Below are 15,478 nucleotides of genomic sequence, written 5' to 3'. Positions count from 1 at the left end.
ATTTTTCAGAAGACAGTCCCTCTTGGTAAGAAGGACTGTCTCCTATTTTTAAGTAACACAATAAGAGAGTATGGCAGATGAACAGACGCTGAAAGAGAAGACGGCAAAAGGGCTTTTTTGGGGGGCTCTCAGCAACGGCATGCAGCAGTTGTTGAGCCTGCTGTTTGGAATATGTCTGGCCCGTATATTGTCTCCCGATGATTACGGACTGTTCAATATGCTGATTGTCTTTACCTCTCTGGCCGCACTGCTCCAGGAGAGTGGTTTTATTGTGGCACTGATCAATAAGAAGAAGGCTACCGACAAAGATTACAATTCGGTTTTCTGGTTCAGTTGTTCCATGGGTTGCCTGCTCTATATGGCCGGTTACCTGGCGGCTCCCTGGATTGCCGAGTTCTATCATGCTCCCGAACTGCTTTGGGGAGCACGGGTGATGTTCATCTGGTTCCTGTTCGGATGTACGTGTACGGTACACAATGCCATTATCATCAAGAAACTGATGGTCAAGGAGCGGGCCAAGGCCGACTTGACGGCTTATGTGCTGTCGTGTATTATCGGCGTGGCAATGGCCTGGAAAGGAATGGGATATTGGAGTCTGATTGTGCAGATGGTGGTACAGGGATGCGTCAGTTGCATGATGCGCTGGTATTATTCCCCCTGGCGTCCTTCCTTTCAGTTCAGCATAGAACCTTTAAGGACCTTTTTCCCGTTCAGTATCAAACTGTTGCTGACAGGACTTTTCAATATTCTGAACAACAATATCTTTTCCATTTTAATCGGTCGTTTCTATACCAAGTCTCAGACCGGATACTATGCACAGGGATACAAATGGGGATACATTGCCTACAGTGTTATCTGGGGAATGGTCAACAACGTCTCCCAGCCGGTACTGGCGCAGGTGGCCGATACTCCCGAGCGTCAGCAGCAGGTGTTCCGCAAGCTGGTACGCTTCGTGGCCTACGTAGCCTGTCCGGCCATGCTGGGACTGGCCTTTGTGGCTCCCGAGTTCATATCGGTGACTGTAACCGATAAATGGGCTCACAGTATTCCTTACATGCAATTGTTCTGCCTGTGGGGCATCATTACTCCCATCAACAACCTGTTTACCAATGCCATCATCAGCCGGGGAAAATCGAATATATACATGTATGGAACGGTACTGCTGGATGTGGTGCAGCTGTTGGTCATCTATCTGTCGGCTCCGTACGGACTGATTTGTATGGTGAGCAACTACATTGTCGTCAACTACTGCTGGTTCTTTGTCTGGTTCTATGTGCTGTCCCGTCAGATTCCGCTGCGGCTGAAAGACCTGATTTTCCGTGATATCCTGCCTTTTGCCCTCCTTACGGGTGCCGGTATTGCCGTGGCCTATTTTGCCACGGAAGGCATTTCGAATATCTATTTCCGTCTGTTGGGAAAGATTGGGGTAGTAGGTGTCTGTTACCTGGCTTTATTGTATCTGTCGGGGTCTGTCATGCTGCAGGAGACCCTTCAACATATCCGTAAAATATTCCACCGATGAAAAATAAAGTTGTCATAGCCATTCCTGTATACAAGGAAACCATGGATTCCTTTGAATCCCTTTCACTGCGTCAGTGCCTGAAGGTACTGGGAAATTATGACATTTGTCTGTTCGGACCCGATTCGCTGAATCTGTCCGAATATCGTCACGTATTTGAAACCTGTCAGCAGACGTTTCAATACATCGGATTTGCTTCTTCTTTTTTCGAAAGTCAGCGCGGGTATAACCGGCTGATGCTGACAAAGGAGCTTTATCTGCGTTTCCGGCAATGGGAATACCTGCTCATCTATCAGTTGGATGCCTATGTCTTTCAGGACGAACTGATGGACTGGTGCAATAAAGGATACGACTATATCGGAGCTCCTTTTCTGAAACTGAACCGGGAAGTGGACTGGAACAACTGTGGCAACGGAGGTTTTTCTCTGAGAAAAATCGCCTCTTTTATCCGCCTGTTCGAGCATGAGGGAAGGATTCTTACCTGGAGGGGTATCTGGAGATACTACCGGTACCGCGGACCTTTGCACAGACTGCCGATGGCCCTGCAGCGCTTTATGGGAAAGCATAACCGGGTGGCTGATTATACCGGAGCCTGGCTGAATCACAATGAAGACCTGTTTTATGCCATGCTGGGAGACAGCACGCTGAAATGGAAGATTCCTTCTACCCGCGAAGCCATGTATTTTTCCTTCGAGGAGCGTCCGTCGTACCTGTATCGGTTGACAGGCCGTCTGCCCTTTGGATGCCACGCTTTCCTGAAAAATGAATATCAGGAGTTTTACAAGGAGTTTATTCACGAATAAATACGGAGACCGATGATGAAATGTTGCATTTATCCCAATTTGAAACAGGGTACCGATCAGACTTCCAATCCTTATATCAAGGATTTCATAGCTGCCCTTAATGCGAGTGGAAAAGCGCAGGTGGTCAATGCCCCTCATAAGAACCCCTTGATTAGTCTGCTGGCACGGAAAAATTGGGGGAAGGTGTATATTTTCAACTGGTTTGAGAGCATTCCTGACTATAAATACGGTCCCTTGCAGGCCATTATTGCCTGTCTGCTGATTCTTTGGCTGAAATTGTCGGGGAGAAAAGTGGTGTGGGTACTTCATAACCGTCGTCCGCATACCGTCGGATACGAGGGCTTGAAGCGTTTCCTGGCACGGTTTATTTCCCGGCGTGCCGACCTGATTCTGACGCATTCACTGGAAGGAGTAGACCTTGTGAAGGAGAGATATCCTTATGCGGCAGGAAAGGTACTTTTTCTGCACCATCCTACACGAAACCGGCTGTCATTGGTGCCGGCTGACACTGAAAAGAAATACGACCTGTTGATATGGGGTACGGTTACTCCTTATAAGGGAGTACGTGAGTTCCTTGATTTTGTACAGCGTCATTCCCTGCAGCTGCGTATCTGCATGGTGGGGAAATGCCCTTCGGATGCGTTACGCCATCAGCTGGAGCGTTATGCCTCTCCCTATGTGACCCAGATTTTCAAGGGAGTTTCGTTTGAGGAACTGGCCGTATATATGGCACAGTCTCATTTTGTATTGGCTCCTTATGCTCCTCAGTCCATCCTCAGTTCGGGGATGCTGATGGATTCCCTTTCTTTCGGCGCCAAGGTAATCGGTCCGTCTGTAGGCTCCTTCAACGACTATTCGCATGAGAAATTGCTGAAAGTATATACGTTCAGGGAATTGGAAGAGATTCCCGGCCTGGTAAGTCGCTTCAAGGAGGAACCGGTGGTCTGGGAAGATTACAGAAAGTTCCTGGATGACAATGGATGGAATTTTTTCGCGTCCCGGCTGATGGAACGTTTGCAACAACTATAGAAACTGATAATAACCAACTGGATATGATGAATACTTATGCTCCCGTTTTACTTTTTGTGTACAACCGCCCGGCACATACCCGGCAGTTGCTCGATTCTTTGAGAAGGAATGACTTGGCCGCACAGAGCGAACTATATATTTATTCCGACTGCCACCGGAGTGAGAAGGATAAGGAGGCAGTGGAAGAGGTGCGCCGTCTGGCGCGGAAGACAGAAGGTTTCGGAAAGGTTACGGTGATAGAGCGCTCTGAAAACTGGGGACTGGCAAGGAACATTATCGATGGAGTCACTGCACAGGTAAAGGCATACGGAAAGGTCATTGTACTGGAGGATGACCTGATTGTGTCTCCTTATTTTCTGCGTTTTATGAATGAGGCGCTTGAGGTATATAAGGACGAAGAAAGGGTAGGGCATATTCAGGCCTGTGATTTTACCGGCGATCCTTCCCTGCCGGATACTTTTCTGATCAAATTCACCGGAAGTTGGGGGTGGGCCACCTGGGACCGGGCATGGAAGCATTTCAACCCCGATGGCAAGGAACTGCTGCATCAGCTTCAGCAGCGCAGGCTGACCCGTCGGTTTGATTTCAACGGTAAGTACGGCTTTACCCGGATGCTCCGGCGTCAGACAGAGGGCAAGAACAACTCATGGGCTATCCGTTGGAATGCCAGTCTTTTTTTGGAGGATATCCTGTCATTGAATGTCGGACGCTCGTTGGTCCGGAATGCAGGATTTGACGGCAGCGGGACCCATTGCGGTGGGGGCGGCCTGTACGATTCTACTCTGTGGATGCAGCCCCTTCCTGTACGACAGATTACCCCGATACAAGAAGATTTACAGGCACGAAAGGCCTTTGAACGCTATTACTATCGCACCAATAACTTTTGGGCAAAGGCATTGCGTCGTATCAAAAGGACCTTGAAAGGAGATTTCGGGGCCTGATTCCAGTTATTTTTTCAGTACCGTAGTCAACGGAATGTTGCCCAGTTCGGCAGCCAGTTCTGAGAAGGAACTCCGGAAAGATCCGTAGATCCGGCGGGTGCCGGCCAGGGTATAAAGGTCGAGAATGCCGTCCTGTATGCCGCTGACAGAGTTCCGGTCGGCAGCCGCTTCCGCAGTCAGGATACGCTTTCCGTAGCGTTTCCGCATGTCTGCTTTGACAGCTTCGGAATCCGTAGCCAGAAAGACCGATAATTCAGCATTGGCCTCCAGTTCCTTATCGATGGCCTCGAAAAAGAGTTCGAGCGGACTCTGTTGTATCGAAGCCTGGTTGTCCGTCCGTCGTACGTGTACCCCGATTGTGTGTGCCGAGAAATCCTGCAAACGGCTGTCGAGTCGTTTGCGGAGCGGAGCATTCAGCTGGAACAATTGTGTCAGCAAGGTCCGTTCGTATGGGAAGAAAGGCTGGTAGGTTGCCATATAAACCGCTTCTCCCTTGAACGGGAAAGTATTGAAGTCGGTCTTTTTCTGGTACCATTGATCCATTTCCTCTTCGTAGATACACTGGTCGAACAGAAAGTGCTGGAACAGCCGGGGCAGATAGAGATTCTTTTTCCGGGGCCGGTCCAGGGTCAGGTAGAAAATACCCGGGACATCCTCTATTTTCAGTCCGGCAATCTCCGGCGTCTCGAACAATGATGAAAAAGGGGCATTCAGCGCCCAGTCCTGAAACCATCCTACATGAACGGAAAGCCTGCGGTGCTGCGCCAGGCTTACGGCTGAGGCAATGGCACGCATGCGGTTTCCCAAGCCTCCTACGGGTACAAAAAACAACTTTTTCATCAAACTGCATTTGGGGTTATACGGGGCAAAGATAAGGATTTTACTCGTAGGAAAACAGCGGGAAGATTAAAAAACAAGGATTTTATCTTTCTGTTGTTTTCCGGTGAAAAATAAAAAGCGTTTCGTATATTCAAAACAAAGAATAATGTACCTTTGTACTCAAATTAACCGACAAATGTCATGAGAGTACTTATCGTTAATACTTCCGAACAGATAGGAGGGGCTGCGGTTGCGGCCAACCGGTTAATGGAGGCGTTGAGGGCGGCCGGAGTGACTGCGGAAATGGCAGTCATGCACAAGCAGAGCGACAAACCTTACGTCATCCAGGTGGGCAGTCGTCTGCGGCGGAAGTGGGCATTTTTGTCGGAGCGTCTGGGGATATGGATCAGTAACCGCTTCAGCCGGAAATACCTGTTTAAGGTGTCTACTGCTTCTGCCGGACTGTCTGTCACTTCGCTGCCGGCTTTTCAGGAGGCAGACATCATTCATCTCAACTGGGTAAACCAGGGAATGCTTTCTCTGAAGGAAATTGACCGGATTCTTCATTGCGGCAAACCGGTGGTATGGACCATGCACGATATGTGGGAATGCACGGCCATTTGTCACCATGCCTACCAGTGCCGCCGTTTTGAAACCCAGTGCCAGCATTGTCCGTATCTGCGTGTTCCCGGTACCAACGATCTTTCTGTACGGGTCTTTCGGAAGAAGCAGCAACTGCTTCAGGACGCCAAGGTACATTTTGTGGCCGTAAGTACCTGGTTGCAGCAAAAGGCCATGCAGAGCCGCCTCTTGTCCGGACTTCCGGTTTCTGTGATTCCCAATACCTTGTCGATGAAGGATTTTACCATGTATCCGGCAGCGGAAAGCCGGAAAATCTGCCACTTGCCTTCCGATAAGAAAATCATACTTTTCGGGGCTGCCCGTATAGACGATCCCATTAAAGGATTTCCCTTGTTTTTAAAGAGCCTGGACCGCCTGGTTTCCGTTCATCCGGAACTGGCCTCACAGATACATCTGGTATTGTTCGGTCACATGAAACAGCCCGAATGGTTCCGGAAAATCACGGTTCCATACACCTATATGGGCAGTGTGAACAGTACAGACCAGCTGAGCCGTCTGTATGCTTCGGCTGATGTGCTGGTCTCTGCTTCCTATTACGAAACTTTCGGTCAGACACTGATTGAGGCGCAGGCCTGCGGATGCCTTCCCGTATCGTTCGGCAACAGCGGACAAAGCGGTATCATCCGTCATCGGGAGAACGGCTATCTGGCCGATTACCTGTCCGAAGAAAGTCTGGCAGAAGGAATATGGTGGGCCTTTACGGAAGGAGCCGCCATACCGAAAGCATCATTGAGGGAATATGTAAAGCAAAAATACGATATAGCTGTAGTCGCTTCGGCTTATCAGGAGTTATACACGAATTTGATGAGAATAAGATGAGAATATTACTGATTAATACATTTGAGCGAAAAGGAGGGCCGGCGATTGCCACCTACCGGTTGATGGAGGCGTTGAAAAGCAGTGGAATCAAGGCGAAGATGCTGGTACGTGACAAGCAGACGGACCAGGTGACGGTGGTTCCCTTGCGGAAGTCGTGGTGGAAGGTATGGCAGTTTATCTGGGAGCGTCTGGTTATCTGGATGGCCAATGGCTTCAAGCGGCACAACCTGATGGCCGTGGACATCGCAAACACCGGAACCGATATCACCTCCCTGCCTGAATTTACGCAGGCTGACGTCATTCACCTCAACTGGATTAATCAGGGAATGTTGTCCTTGAACGACTTGCAGAAAATCTTTCAGTCGGGAAAGCCTGTGGTATGGACCCTGCACGACATGTGGCCGATCACCGGTATCTGTCATTATGCCAACGAATGTAACCGCTACCAGGAGGCCTGTCACAGTTGTCCGATGCTCGTTCATCCGAAGCGCCAGGACCTGTCGCATCAGGTTTTCCGCCGTAAACAGGAGATTTATCAGTCGGCTAATCTGACTTTTGTGACCTGCAGCCGTTGGCTGGAAGGGGTAGTCGGTCAGAGTGCACTGGCTGCCGGATGCAAGATTACCAATATTCCCAATGCCATTAATACGAACCTGTTCCGTCCGGCCGACCAGGAAGCAGCCCGTCGCAAACTGCATCTTCCTTCCGGAAAGAAACTCCTGCTGTTCAGTTCCATGAAGATAACCGATAAGCGGAAAGGAATCGATTACCTGATCGAGGCCTGCCTTATCATGCAGAAAGATTTCCCTGAATTTTCGGAGTCACTGGGAATTGTGGTCTTGGGCCAGGAATCCCAGCAGTATGCTTCACTGTTTCCTTTCCCGGTATATTGCATCGACTATATGAGCAGCGAGAAAGAACTCCCTGTCATGTACAATGCGGTCGACCTGTTCATTACTCCCTCGTTGCAGGACAACCTGCCGAATACCATTGTGGAGGCCATGGCCTGTGGAGTTCCTTGTGTCGGATTTAATGTAGGCGGTATCCCGCAGATGATCGATCACCTTCATAACGGCTACGTAGCCCAGTATAAGTCGGCCGGAGACCTGGCCAACGGCATTCACTGGTCGCTGACCGAAGGCGATTACGAAAGTCTCAGTTACGAGGCCCGCCGGAAAGCCGTCGGTACTTATTCGGAGCAGATTGTCGCCAGACAGTATATTCAAATTTATAATCAGATAACAGGTAGCAATGCATAATTTTACCCATCGTTTTCATCCCAAGTTTTCGGTCATTACCGTGACCTATAATGCCGGAAGTGTGCTGGAGGATACCATACAGAGTGTGATTACTCAGACTTACAAGAACGTAGAGTACATCATCGTGGACGGGAAATCTTCCGACCATACGCTGGATATTGTCCAGCGTTACCAGTCGCATATCCACACGGTGGTGAGCGAACCCGATAAGGGGCTGTATGATGCCATGAATAAAGGACTGAAGCTGGCTACGGGCGATTATGTGTGTTTTCTGAACGCAGGTGATGCCTTTCACGAAGACGATACCTTGTGTCAGATGGTACACTCTTTGTCGGACTGCAGCGAACTGCCGGATGTGATTTACGGAGAAACGGCGATTGTAGACGGGGAAGGACATTTCCTTCGGATGCGCCGCCTGTCGGCTCCGGAGCAGCTCGACTGGAAAAGCTTCAGACAGGGAATGCTGGTTTGCCATCAGGCGTTTTTTGCTAAGCGTGAGAAGGCTGTGCCTTACGATCTGCACTATCGTTTTTCAGCCGATTTCGACTGGTGCATACGGGTCATGAAACAGAGCCGTTTACTGCATAATACTCATCTCGTGCTGATTGATTACCTGAGCGAGGGGATGACTACCCGCAACCACAAAGCTTCGCTGAAAGAGCGTTTTCATATCATGTGCAAGCATTACGGTACGCTGAGTACAGTGGTGCGCCATATCGGCTTTGTATTTCGTCTGTGCTGGAAAAAATAGCGGAGTCTCCGCCGGGATATATAATATACAGGCCGGTCTTTCAGAAACCATACGTTCTGAAAGACCGGCCTGTAATTGTTTATGGATATGCATCAGGACTTCTGCCGCTGGTTTCGGATGGCCTGTCCGGCTATGAAGAGGACGGCCAGCAGCAAGAGAGCCAGGGCACTGAAAGCGACGGTTTCGGTGACATGCAGTGACTGCGGGTCGAAGACAAAGCGTACCGTATGTGTGCCGGCAGGTACGTGCATGGCACGGAGGATGTAGTTGGCACGTCCGTGCGGCGCTTCCTGGTCGTCTACGAACGCCTGCCATCCCGGATAGTAGATTTCAGAGAATACCACCGTACCTCCCTGTGCCGAGGTTACCTGATAAATCAGTTCGTTGGGCTTGTAGGAAGTCAGGGTAACCTGAGCGGTACTGTCAGCAACCGTCTGTGTGACGATATCGGCAAATTTTTTGTCCACCACAGCTGTTTTCAGCGGATTCACCTCATGCAAGGCTGCGATTTCCTCGTTGGCATTGTCCACGTATTTCACCTCATCGGCAAACCAGGCATTGCCTCCGGCATAAGGATTCAATATCGGGGCGGTCTTGCCTCCCTGGAGCGGGAAAATGAAGTACCGTGTATTCAGCATGTTCAGTACCGGGAAATGTGTTCCGTCAACCTTCGACATATCTCCTCCGGCAGCGGGTAGTTCCTTGAACAGATTTCCCATTTCTCCCTGGATATGTTCTTCTATCATTTCCTGATACCGGCGCAGTTTGGCAGCATGATAGCCTCCGATGCTCTTGTGCCAGTAAGAGGTTTCGTTTTCGTTGAACGTATTTCCGGCGAGGTTCAGTACACGGAAATCCAGGGTCTTGTCGGCCAGGATGTACTTGTCGGTTTCCGAGGGCGACAGATACGGTTTCATTTCCGAACCTTTTGCCACGAATTGTCCGTCGTACAGGTACCGTTTGTTGATGCTCCACATATCAGCCAGGCAGAGCAGGGTGAGCAGTCCCACCAGCCAGTTGCGTGTCAGTTTGCCGGCCTGGAAAGCCCAAAGCAGGCCCACACCGATCAGGATGATGAAGAAGCTTCTCCATGCGTCCGAAGTAAAGACGGCGACGCGCATGTCTTCCAGGTTCATCAGGATAGGAACCAGCTGTTCCGATGGAATGGCATTCTGCAATGCCCCCATTTCCATGCTGGATACGTAGCTGGAGAAGAAGAACCGCGGAGCAAGGGCAAAGAGCAGAGAGAGGCCGCCGGTGAGTCCCAGACTCAGATAGAAAGCCTTGGCCCGTTCCTTCAGCACCGCAGGACGGTCTATAATCTCTTTCAGCGCCATGATGGCCAGCAGCGGAATGGTGAATTCGGCAATGACCAGGATGGAAGAGACTGCACGGAATTTATTGTACATCGGTACATAATCAATGAAGAAATCGGTCACTCCCATGAAGTTCTTTCCCCATGAAAGTACGATAGAGAAGACGGTTCCTGCCACCAGGGCCCATTTCATCGGTCCCTTGACAATCATGCATCCCAGTATAAAGAGGAACATGACGAAGGCTCCGACATATACCGGTCCCGCCGTTCCCGGCTGTTCACCCCAGTACTGTCCCAGTTGGCTGTACAGTCCCATATAAGCAGGATTGGCCTTTTCCATGGCCTTTTCGTTCTGTGAGAGGGGTACAGAGGCTCCTCCTTTCACGTTAGGCACCAGCAGGGAGAAAGTCTCTCCGATGCCGTAGCTCCACTGCGTGATATAGTCGCGCTCCAGTCCGCTGGAAGTCTGATTGGCCGAGTTCTCCTTGACCAGTTCGCTTTTTCCACGCATACTTTCCTTGCTGTACTGGTACGTATGATAGAGGTTCGACAAGTTGATGCAGATACCCACCAGTCCGGCAATGACCAGCACTGCGGAACTCTTTACGAACTTAGGTAATTCTTTTTTCTGCCAGGCCGATACCCCGAAGGCTATGGCCATGAAGAGCATTACAAACAGGAAATAATATGTCATCTGCAAGTGGTTCGAAGCAATCTGCAGGGCTACGAACAAGGCCGTTACCAGTCCCCCGAGACCGTATTTTCCCCTGTATATCCATACCATACCCGCTATTGTGGGAGGGATGTAGGCCAGCGTAACCAGCTTCCAGATGTGTCCGGCCGCAATAATGATGAAGAAATAAGAAGAAAAGGCCCAGATAATCGCGCCCAGGGCCGACATCCATACCTTAAAGTTGAAGGCTCTCAGCAGAATATAGAAGCCTATCAGCAGGATAAACACATACCAGGTACATCCCGGAAGATACAGATGATACAGGTTTTGTATCCCGTTCAGCGTACGGCTGGAAGGGTAGCTGGGAGAAATCTGATACGTCGGCATTCCTCCGAACAGTGCGTTGGTCCAGCGGGTCGTCTCTCCGGTCTGTTCTTGAAACGCCTTGGCTTCTTGGCCCGCTCCGATACCTGCTGTTGTATCATGTTGTGCCAGGACACGTCCTTCGGTGACTGCCGGATAGAAATAGGCAAAAGAGATCACGATAAAAAGCACAACTGCTACAATATCAGGAAGTAATTTTTTCAGTAAGTTCATCGTATAGCAGTTTATTAATTAATGTTTTCGATTGGCAAAGATAACACAATAGTCCATGAAAAATAGTAACTTTGTCTTCGAAAATCATAAAAATACACATGAAAATAGGAATCATTACCGCCATGTCTTCTGAACAGAAGCAGTTGGCAAGCCAGTTGGAAAACAAAACGGAGCGGAAGGAAGGCCCGTTTACTTATGTAGAAGGAAATATCCGGTCGAATACGGTTGTATTGATGCAATGTGGAATCGGTAAGGTGAATGCTGCTGCTGGTGCAGTGGAGATGATCCGTAATTTCCATCCCGACTGTATCATCAGTACCGGAGTGGCCGGAGGAATCGATACCTGCCTGAAAGTCATGGACGTGGTAGTCAGCCAGCAGATTGTATACCACGACGTATGGTGCGGCGAAGGCAATGCTTACGGCCAGATTCAAGGACTTCCCACTTTTTTCAAGGGAAATGAGACCTTGTTCGAATGTGCACTCTCATTGGATACGGAAACGGCCATTCATGGCGGTCTGATCTGTAGCGGTGATAAGTTTGTTACCGACCGCAGTGAACTGAATGTCATCAAGGGAAACTTCCCCGAAGGGCTGGCTGTCGATATGGAATCGGCTGCCATTGCACAGGTATGCTACCTGTATGAAGTGCCTTTCATCAGCTTCCGTATCATCAGCGATACTCCGGGTGCCGACAAGCATTTCGAGCAGTATCAGAATTTCTGGGGAGAGATGGCCGACCGTTCGTTCCGGGTAACAGAGACTTTCCTGAAGGCGTTGCCCAACCGTCTGTAAGAAGGCTGCAGTACAGAACGGAAAACATATATATTCATGTCTAATTAAACGATGAGTTATGAAAAAGATACCTAGTTTTACAGTCGATCATATCCGTCTGTTACGGGGCATTTATGTATCCCGTAAGGATGAAGTAGGCAATGAAGTGGTGACCACTTTCGATATCCGCATGAAGGAGCCCAACCGTGAGCCGGCTTTGAGCCCTTCGGCCATTCATACCATGGAACATCTGGCTGCGACTTTCCTGCGCAATCATCCGGTATGGGCTGATAAGATTATCTACTGGGGACCGATGGGATGCCTTACCGGAAATTACCTGGTAGTGAAGGGCGATTTGACCTCGGCTGATATCCTTCCTCTGATGAAAGAAACCTTTCGTTTCATTACCGACTACGAAGGTGAAGTGCCGGGAGCCAGTGCCAAGGACTGCGGTAACTATCTGATGATGAATCTTCCGATGGCTCGCTGGGAGGCTGCCAAATACCTCGAAGAGGTACTGGAACAGGCTACAGAGGCCAATCTGAATTATCCGGGGTGAGGTATTACAGAAACAATAAAGAGCAGGGCGGGCGATGATAGCTGATACCCTGTCAATGAATAAAAGCCGTTCCGGTAAGTACCGGAGCGGCTTTCTTTGTGGTATTTATATAAGTGATGATTTTAAATTGTATTTTCCAGATTAATATCCCGGATTGTTTTGCCAGCCGGTCAGTTCAATCTGCTGATGAGGAATAGGGAAGTAGTAGTGGTTAAACGACTGGAATATTGAACCGTTCCACTGAGCCTGTTTTACTTCGCTCACTTTTTCCAGACGGACCAGTTCGAACCAGCGCTTCATCTCTGCAAAGAATTCCCATCCACGCTCATCTGAAACGGCCTTCAAGAATGCCTGAGGGTCGGTTGTTTCGGTCAGTGTCGGATTTTCAGGATATCCTTGTGCACGTTTTTGCACTTCCTGCAGCTGCTCCAACGCTTTTTCACTTACAGTGTTGTTTGCCCGGGTAGAAGCTTCGGCATACATCAGCAATACTTCGGCATATCGGTAGATACAGGTGATACCATTGGCCTGGGCACTTTTTCCGGGAGCTCCTTCGTTGTAATCATAATATTTTGAAATTGCCGGAAGCTTATCTGCACTTTGCTGATAAGTGACCATACCGTTTTTGGTGTTCCACTGTGTCATGAAGTTCCATTCTTTACGTGTGTCATCTGGATATTTTAAGTAAAATGCCTCATTGGCATAGTAATCTGCCCATCCGGCATTAGGAGCAAAATCACTGGGATAGTATGATGTGCCGTAATTGCTGGCTGTTTTCATTTTGGCACTGTGGTGAAGGGCAAACATGATTTCGTTTGCCTGTTCTTTATTAGCTTCTTTCCACAGATCGGCGTAGGATGCAGTCAGCTTCAGACCTGCCTCTCCTGCATGATCAATAATTTCTTCTGCCGTAGTTGCTGCCAGTTTGTAATATTCTGTCCCTTTCTTCAGCGGCCAGCCTGCCATTGTCATATAAGCATCTGCCAGACAAGCCTTGGCTGCCCATAGGGAAGGTGTGGAGCTGAATCCGCTGCGGCTTTTGGAGGGTAACAGGCGGGCTGCTTCTTTCAGACTAGGAATGATTCCCTGTTCGTATACGGTAGCTACTGCAGTTCTAGGCATATGAAGAGAAGCATCTTCATCCTTTAGAATCAAAGGTACGTCTCCAAAGATACGGACCAGATAGAAATAAGATAATCCGCGGAGGAAGTAAGCTTCTCCGATTACTTCGTTATACTTCTTTGCATCTTCAGGATTGGACGGGGCCTTGGTTTTGTTGATAAGTTTGTTGGCATTGTTGATAACAGTGAAAAACAGGCTCCAGCTGATGTCCAGGTCTTGGGCATTCTCGATGGTATTGGGAGACAGACGGTCATACAATGCCAGTGGGTTGTTCGCTTTGGCAGCCCGGTAAGTAATATCATCCGCACATACGTTCATTCGCTGAATACGGCAATTGAACCCATAATTTTGAGCCCATAAATTATTATAGAGTCCGGAAGCTGCCTGTTCGATGGCTTTCACATCCATCGTTTCAAAATAATCTTCTTCTGTGATGAACGATTGCGGTTCTTGGTCCAGGTCAACACAAGACGTTCCAGCCAGTGTCAGACCGCATACCATAGTGGCTATATAAGCTAATTTTTTCATATTCTTTGTATTAGTTTAGGTTAGTAATCAAAATGAGAAATTCAATCCCAATAAATAGTTACGGCTGTTAGGATAGGCTGCCCAGTCTACTCCCTGTACGAGCGGACTTCCTAAGGTCGCTTCTGGATCGAGACCCGAGTAGCTGGTGATGTGGAACGGGTTCTGTACCGAAGCATAGATACGCAGGTTGTTAATACCCAGTGTCCGGCAGGTTGCATCGGGCAGAGTATATCCCAGGGTGATGCTTTTCATCTTAATGAAACTGCCGTTTTCTACAAATCTGCTGCTGAATACTTTAGCCTCAGTACCTCCCTTTACAAATCCCGGTACATTGGTGTCTGTATGCTGTGGTGTCCATCGGTCAAGATAATCACGTATTGGAGTTACTACAGCCATGTTCTGGCCTTCTACTAAGTTGAATCCCATCTGGTGAGTTGCATTGTAAATGTCGAAACCGTGGAATCCTACCAGGAAGAATGATAAATCGAAATTCCGGATATTGAATGTATTGTTCCATCCCCAGTTGAAGGTCGGCTGTCCGCAACCGATTACCCCCTGGTCCTTGTCATTAAGCAAACCGTCCTTATTGACATCTGTATATTTGGAATTTCCGGCTACTACCTTATATACTTCTCCGTTAGTTTTTCCATTGGGCTGTCCGTTGGCATCAATAAAGGGAGCATTTACTTCATTTTCCTGCCATACTCCTTCAAATGTATATCCCCAGAAAGTTCCAAGTTTTTCCCCTTCAATCATTTGGAAGAGTACGTTCTGGTATTTTCCTGCCTGCTGCTGTCTGTGGTTGGCTGTCGGAATTTTATTAAAGATACCTTTATTGTGTGAAAGGGTCAGGTCGCTGTGCCAGCTGAAATTTTTACCTGTAAACGGATCGGCACTGATTGTAAACTCAATACCTGTATTCTTAATTTCACCGGCATTCATCAGCAAGCCCGGATATCCCATGTGAGTAGGCTGAGCCACTTCCAGCAAGATGTCCTTTGAGTATTTCTGATACCAGTCTGCTGTAATCCTCAGTCGGCCGTTCAAGGTTCCGAAGTCGACTCCGACGTTTACCTGATCGTTTCGTTCCCATTTCAGATAAGGAGCTGCCGGACGTGAAATTTTATAAGATGTACTTCCGTCACTGTTTCTTACCGGTTCCAGTTTCGAATAGATGCGATAGGCTTCTACGGCCTGGTTACGGGTCAGTAGCTTTTTAGTGGGGATATGCATATAAGTTCGCAATGCGGAATAAGAAAAACTTCTTGTCAACAACTCCCCTGAGATTCGCTCTAAAGAGTTTGATTTTAGCATTGAATGATTCAGCAA

General features: G+C 48.8%; 12 protein-coding genes and 2 pseudogenes. 9 read left to right on the top strand and 5 right to left on the bottom strand.

Annotated features, from left to right (window positions below; all coding sequences use genetic code 11):
- The first annotated feature begins 70 nt into the window (after positions 1-70).
- From H3001_RS12960 to H3001_RS12945, 4 genes are read left to right on the top strand one after another with little or no spacing between them, the layout of a single operon-like run.
- Positions 71-1,522, top strand: coding sequence for a lipopolysaccharide biosynthesis protein (locus tag H3001_RS12960; RefSeq protein ID WP_181215151.1), 1,452 nt, complete (start codon positions 71-73; stop codon positions 1,520-1,522).
- Positions 1,519-2,322: a DUF5672 family protein gene (locus tag H3001_RS12955; protein ID WP_181215150.1), complete on the top strand. Its 804-nt coding sequence runs from the start codon at positions 1,519-1,521 to the stop codon at positions 2,320-2,322. The genes H3001_RS12960 and H3001_RS12955 overlap by 4 nt, the downstream gene beginning before the upstream one ends.
- A 12-nt stretch (positions 2,323-2,334) precedes the next feature.
- Positions 2,335-3,351: a glycosyltransferase family protein gene (locus tag H3001_RS12950; RefSeq protein WP_181215149.1), complete on the top strand. Its 1,017-nt coding sequence runs from the start codon at positions 2,335-2,337 to the stop codon at positions 3,349-3,351.
- 26 nt (positions 3,352-3,377) lie between these two features.
- Positions 3,378-4,292, top strand: coding sequence for a glycosyltransferase (locus H3001_RS12945; protein ID WP_181215163.1), 915 nt, complete (start codon positions 3,378-3,380; stop codon positions 4,290-4,292).
- Between the two features lie 6 nt (positions 4,293-4,298).
- Here the strand turns inward: H3001_RS12945 and H3001_RS12940 are convergent, their stop codons facing one another.
- Complete coding sequence (locus H3001_RS12940) at positions 4,299-5,132, bottom strand: O-fucosyltransferase family protein (protein WP_181215148.1); 834 nt, start codon at positions 5,130-5,132, stop codon at positions 4,299-4,301.
- A 180-nt stretch (positions 5,133-5,312) separates the two neighbouring features.
- On the opposite strand from H3001_RS12940, the gene H3001_RS12935 reads away from it, so the two are divergent.
- Genes H3001_RS12935 through H3001_RS12925 form a run of 3 tightly spaced genes read left to right on the top strand, consistent with a single transcriptional unit; the run spans position 5,313 to position 8,582 of the window.
- Positions 5,313-6,572 carry a glycosyltransferase gene (locus H3001_RS12935; RefSeq protein ID WP_181215147.1) on the top strand — a complete coding sequence of 420 codons (1,260 nt, stop codon included), beginning with the start codon at positions 5,313-5,315 and terminating at the stop codon, positions 6,570-6,572.
- Positions 6,569-7,831, top strand: a complete 1,263-nt coding sequence (locus H3001_RS12930; RefSeq protein ID WP_178244044.1) for a glycosyltransferase family 4 protein — start codon at positions 6,569-6,571, stop codon at positions 7,829-7,831. Before H3001_RS12935 ends, H3001_RS12930 begins: the two co-directional genes overlap by 4 nt.
- Positions 7,824-8,582 (top strand): glycosyltransferase family 2 protein, encoded by a 759-nt coding sequence (locus H3001_RS12925; RefSeq protein ID WP_181215146.1) that lies wholly within the window; start codon positions 7,824-7,826, stop codon positions 8,580-8,582. The genes H3001_RS12930 and H3001_RS12925 overlap by 8 nt, the downstream gene beginning before the upstream one ends.
- Positions 8,583-8,674: 92 nt before the next feature.
- Here H3001_RS12925 and H3001_RS12920 read toward each other — a convergent pair whose 3' ends face one another.
- The gene (locus H3001_RS12920) at positions 8,675-11,167 is read right to left on the bottom strand and encodes a YfhO family protein (RefSeq protein WP_181215145.1); all 2,493 of its coding nucleotides are present in this window, start codon (positions 11,165-11,167) and stop codon (positions 8,675-8,677) included.
- A 98-nt stretch (positions 11,168-11,265) separates the two neighbouring features.
- Here H3001_RS12920 and H3001_RS12915 point away from each other — a divergent pair, with 98 nt between their 5' ends.
- Both H3001_RS12915 and H3001_RS12910 read left to right on the top strand, forming a co-directional pair.
- The gene (locus tag H3001_RS12915) at positions 11,266-11,961 is read left to right on the top strand and encodes a 5'-methylthioadenosine/adenosylhomocysteine nucleosidase (RefSeq protein WP_178244047.1); all 696 of its coding nucleotides are present in this window, start codon (positions 11,266-11,268) and stop codon (positions 11,959-11,961) included.
- A 58-nt stretch (positions 11,962-12,019) separates the two neighbouring features.
- Positions 12,020-12,499, top strand: a complete 480-nt coding sequence (locus tag H3001_RS12910) for an S-ribosylhomocysteine lyase (RefSeq protein ID WP_181215144.1) — start codon at positions 12,020-12,022, stop codon at positions 12,497-12,499.
- A gap of 141 nt (positions 12,500-12,640) precedes the next feature.
- Here the strand turns inward: H3001_RS12910 and H3001_RS12905 are convergent, their stop codons facing one another.
- From H3001_RS12905 to H3001_RS19870, 3 genes and pseudogenes are all read right to left on the bottom strand, one after another.
- Entirely contained in the window at positions 12,641-14,149 is a 1,509-nt protein-coding gene (locus H3001_RS12905) for a RagB/SusD family nutrient uptake outer membrane protein (RefSeq protein ID WP_178244049.1), read from the bottom strand.
- A 27-nt stretch (positions 14,150-14,176) separates the two neighbouring features.
- A pseudogene (locus H3001_RS12900) lies at positions 14,177-15,349 on the bottom strand (TonB-dependent receptor domain-containing protein); the annotation flags it as partial.
- A gap of 16 nt (positions 15,350-15,365) precedes the next feature.
- A pseudogene (locus H3001_RS19870) lies at positions 15,366-15,478 on the bottom strand (ISAon1 family transposase); the annotation flags it as partial.

Source organism: Phocaeicola faecicola (assembly GCF_013618865.1).
Taxonomy (GTDB): Bacteria; Bacteroidota; Bacteroidia; order Bacteroidales; family Bacteroidaceae; genus Phocaeicola; species Phocaeicola faecicola.
Note: the sequence above shows the minus strand (reverse complement) of the source record. Positions and strands in the feature narration are given on the sequence as shown.

Coding starts and splice junctions, on each gene's coding strand:
- H3001_RS12935 (WP_181215147.1), top strand. CDS start 5,313: ATGAGAGTACTTATCGTTAATACTTCCGAACAGATAGGAGGGGCTGCG.
- H3001_RS12925 (WP_181215146.1), top strand. CDS start 7,824: ATGCATAATTTTACCCATCGTTTTCATCCCAAGTTTTCGGTCATTACC.
- H3001_RS12955 (WP_181215150.1), top strand. CDS start 1,519: ATGAAAAATAAAGTTGTCATAGCCATTCCTGTATACAAGGAAACCATG.
- H3001_RS12915 (WP_178244047.1), top strand. CDS start 11,266: ATGAAAATAGGAATCATTACCGCCATGTCTTCTGAACAGAAGCAGTTG.
- H3001_RS12905 (WP_178244049.1), bottom strand. CDS start 14,149: ATGAAAAAATTAGCTTATATAGCCACTATGGTATGCGGTCTGACACTG.
- H3001_RS12950 (WP_181215149.1), top strand. CDS start 2,335: ATGATGAAATGTTGCATTTATCCCAATTTGAAACAGGGTACCGATCAG.
- H3001_RS12960 (WP_181215151.1), top strand. CDS start 71: ATGGCAGATGAACAGACGCTGAAAGAGAAGACGGCAAAAGGGCTTTTT.
- H3001_RS12940 (WP_181215148.1), bottom strand. CDS start 5,132: ATGAAAAAGTTGTTTTTTGTACCCGTAGGAGGCTTGGGAAACCGCATG.
- H3001_RS12930 (WP_178244044.1), top strand. CDS start 6,569: ATGAGAATATTACTGATTAATACATTTGAGCGAAAAGGAGGGCCGGCG.
- H3001_RS12910 (WP_181215144.1), top strand. CDS start 12,020: ATGAAAAAGATACCTAGTTTTACAGTCGATCATATCCGTCTGTTACGG.
- H3001_RS12920 (WP_181215145.1), bottom strand. CDS start 11,167: ATGAACTTACTGAAAAAATTACTTCCTGATATTGTAGCAGTTGTGCTT.
- H3001_RS12945 (WP_181215163.1), top strand. CDS start 3,378: ATGAATACTTATGCTCCCGTTTTACTTTTTGTGTACAACCGCCCGGCA.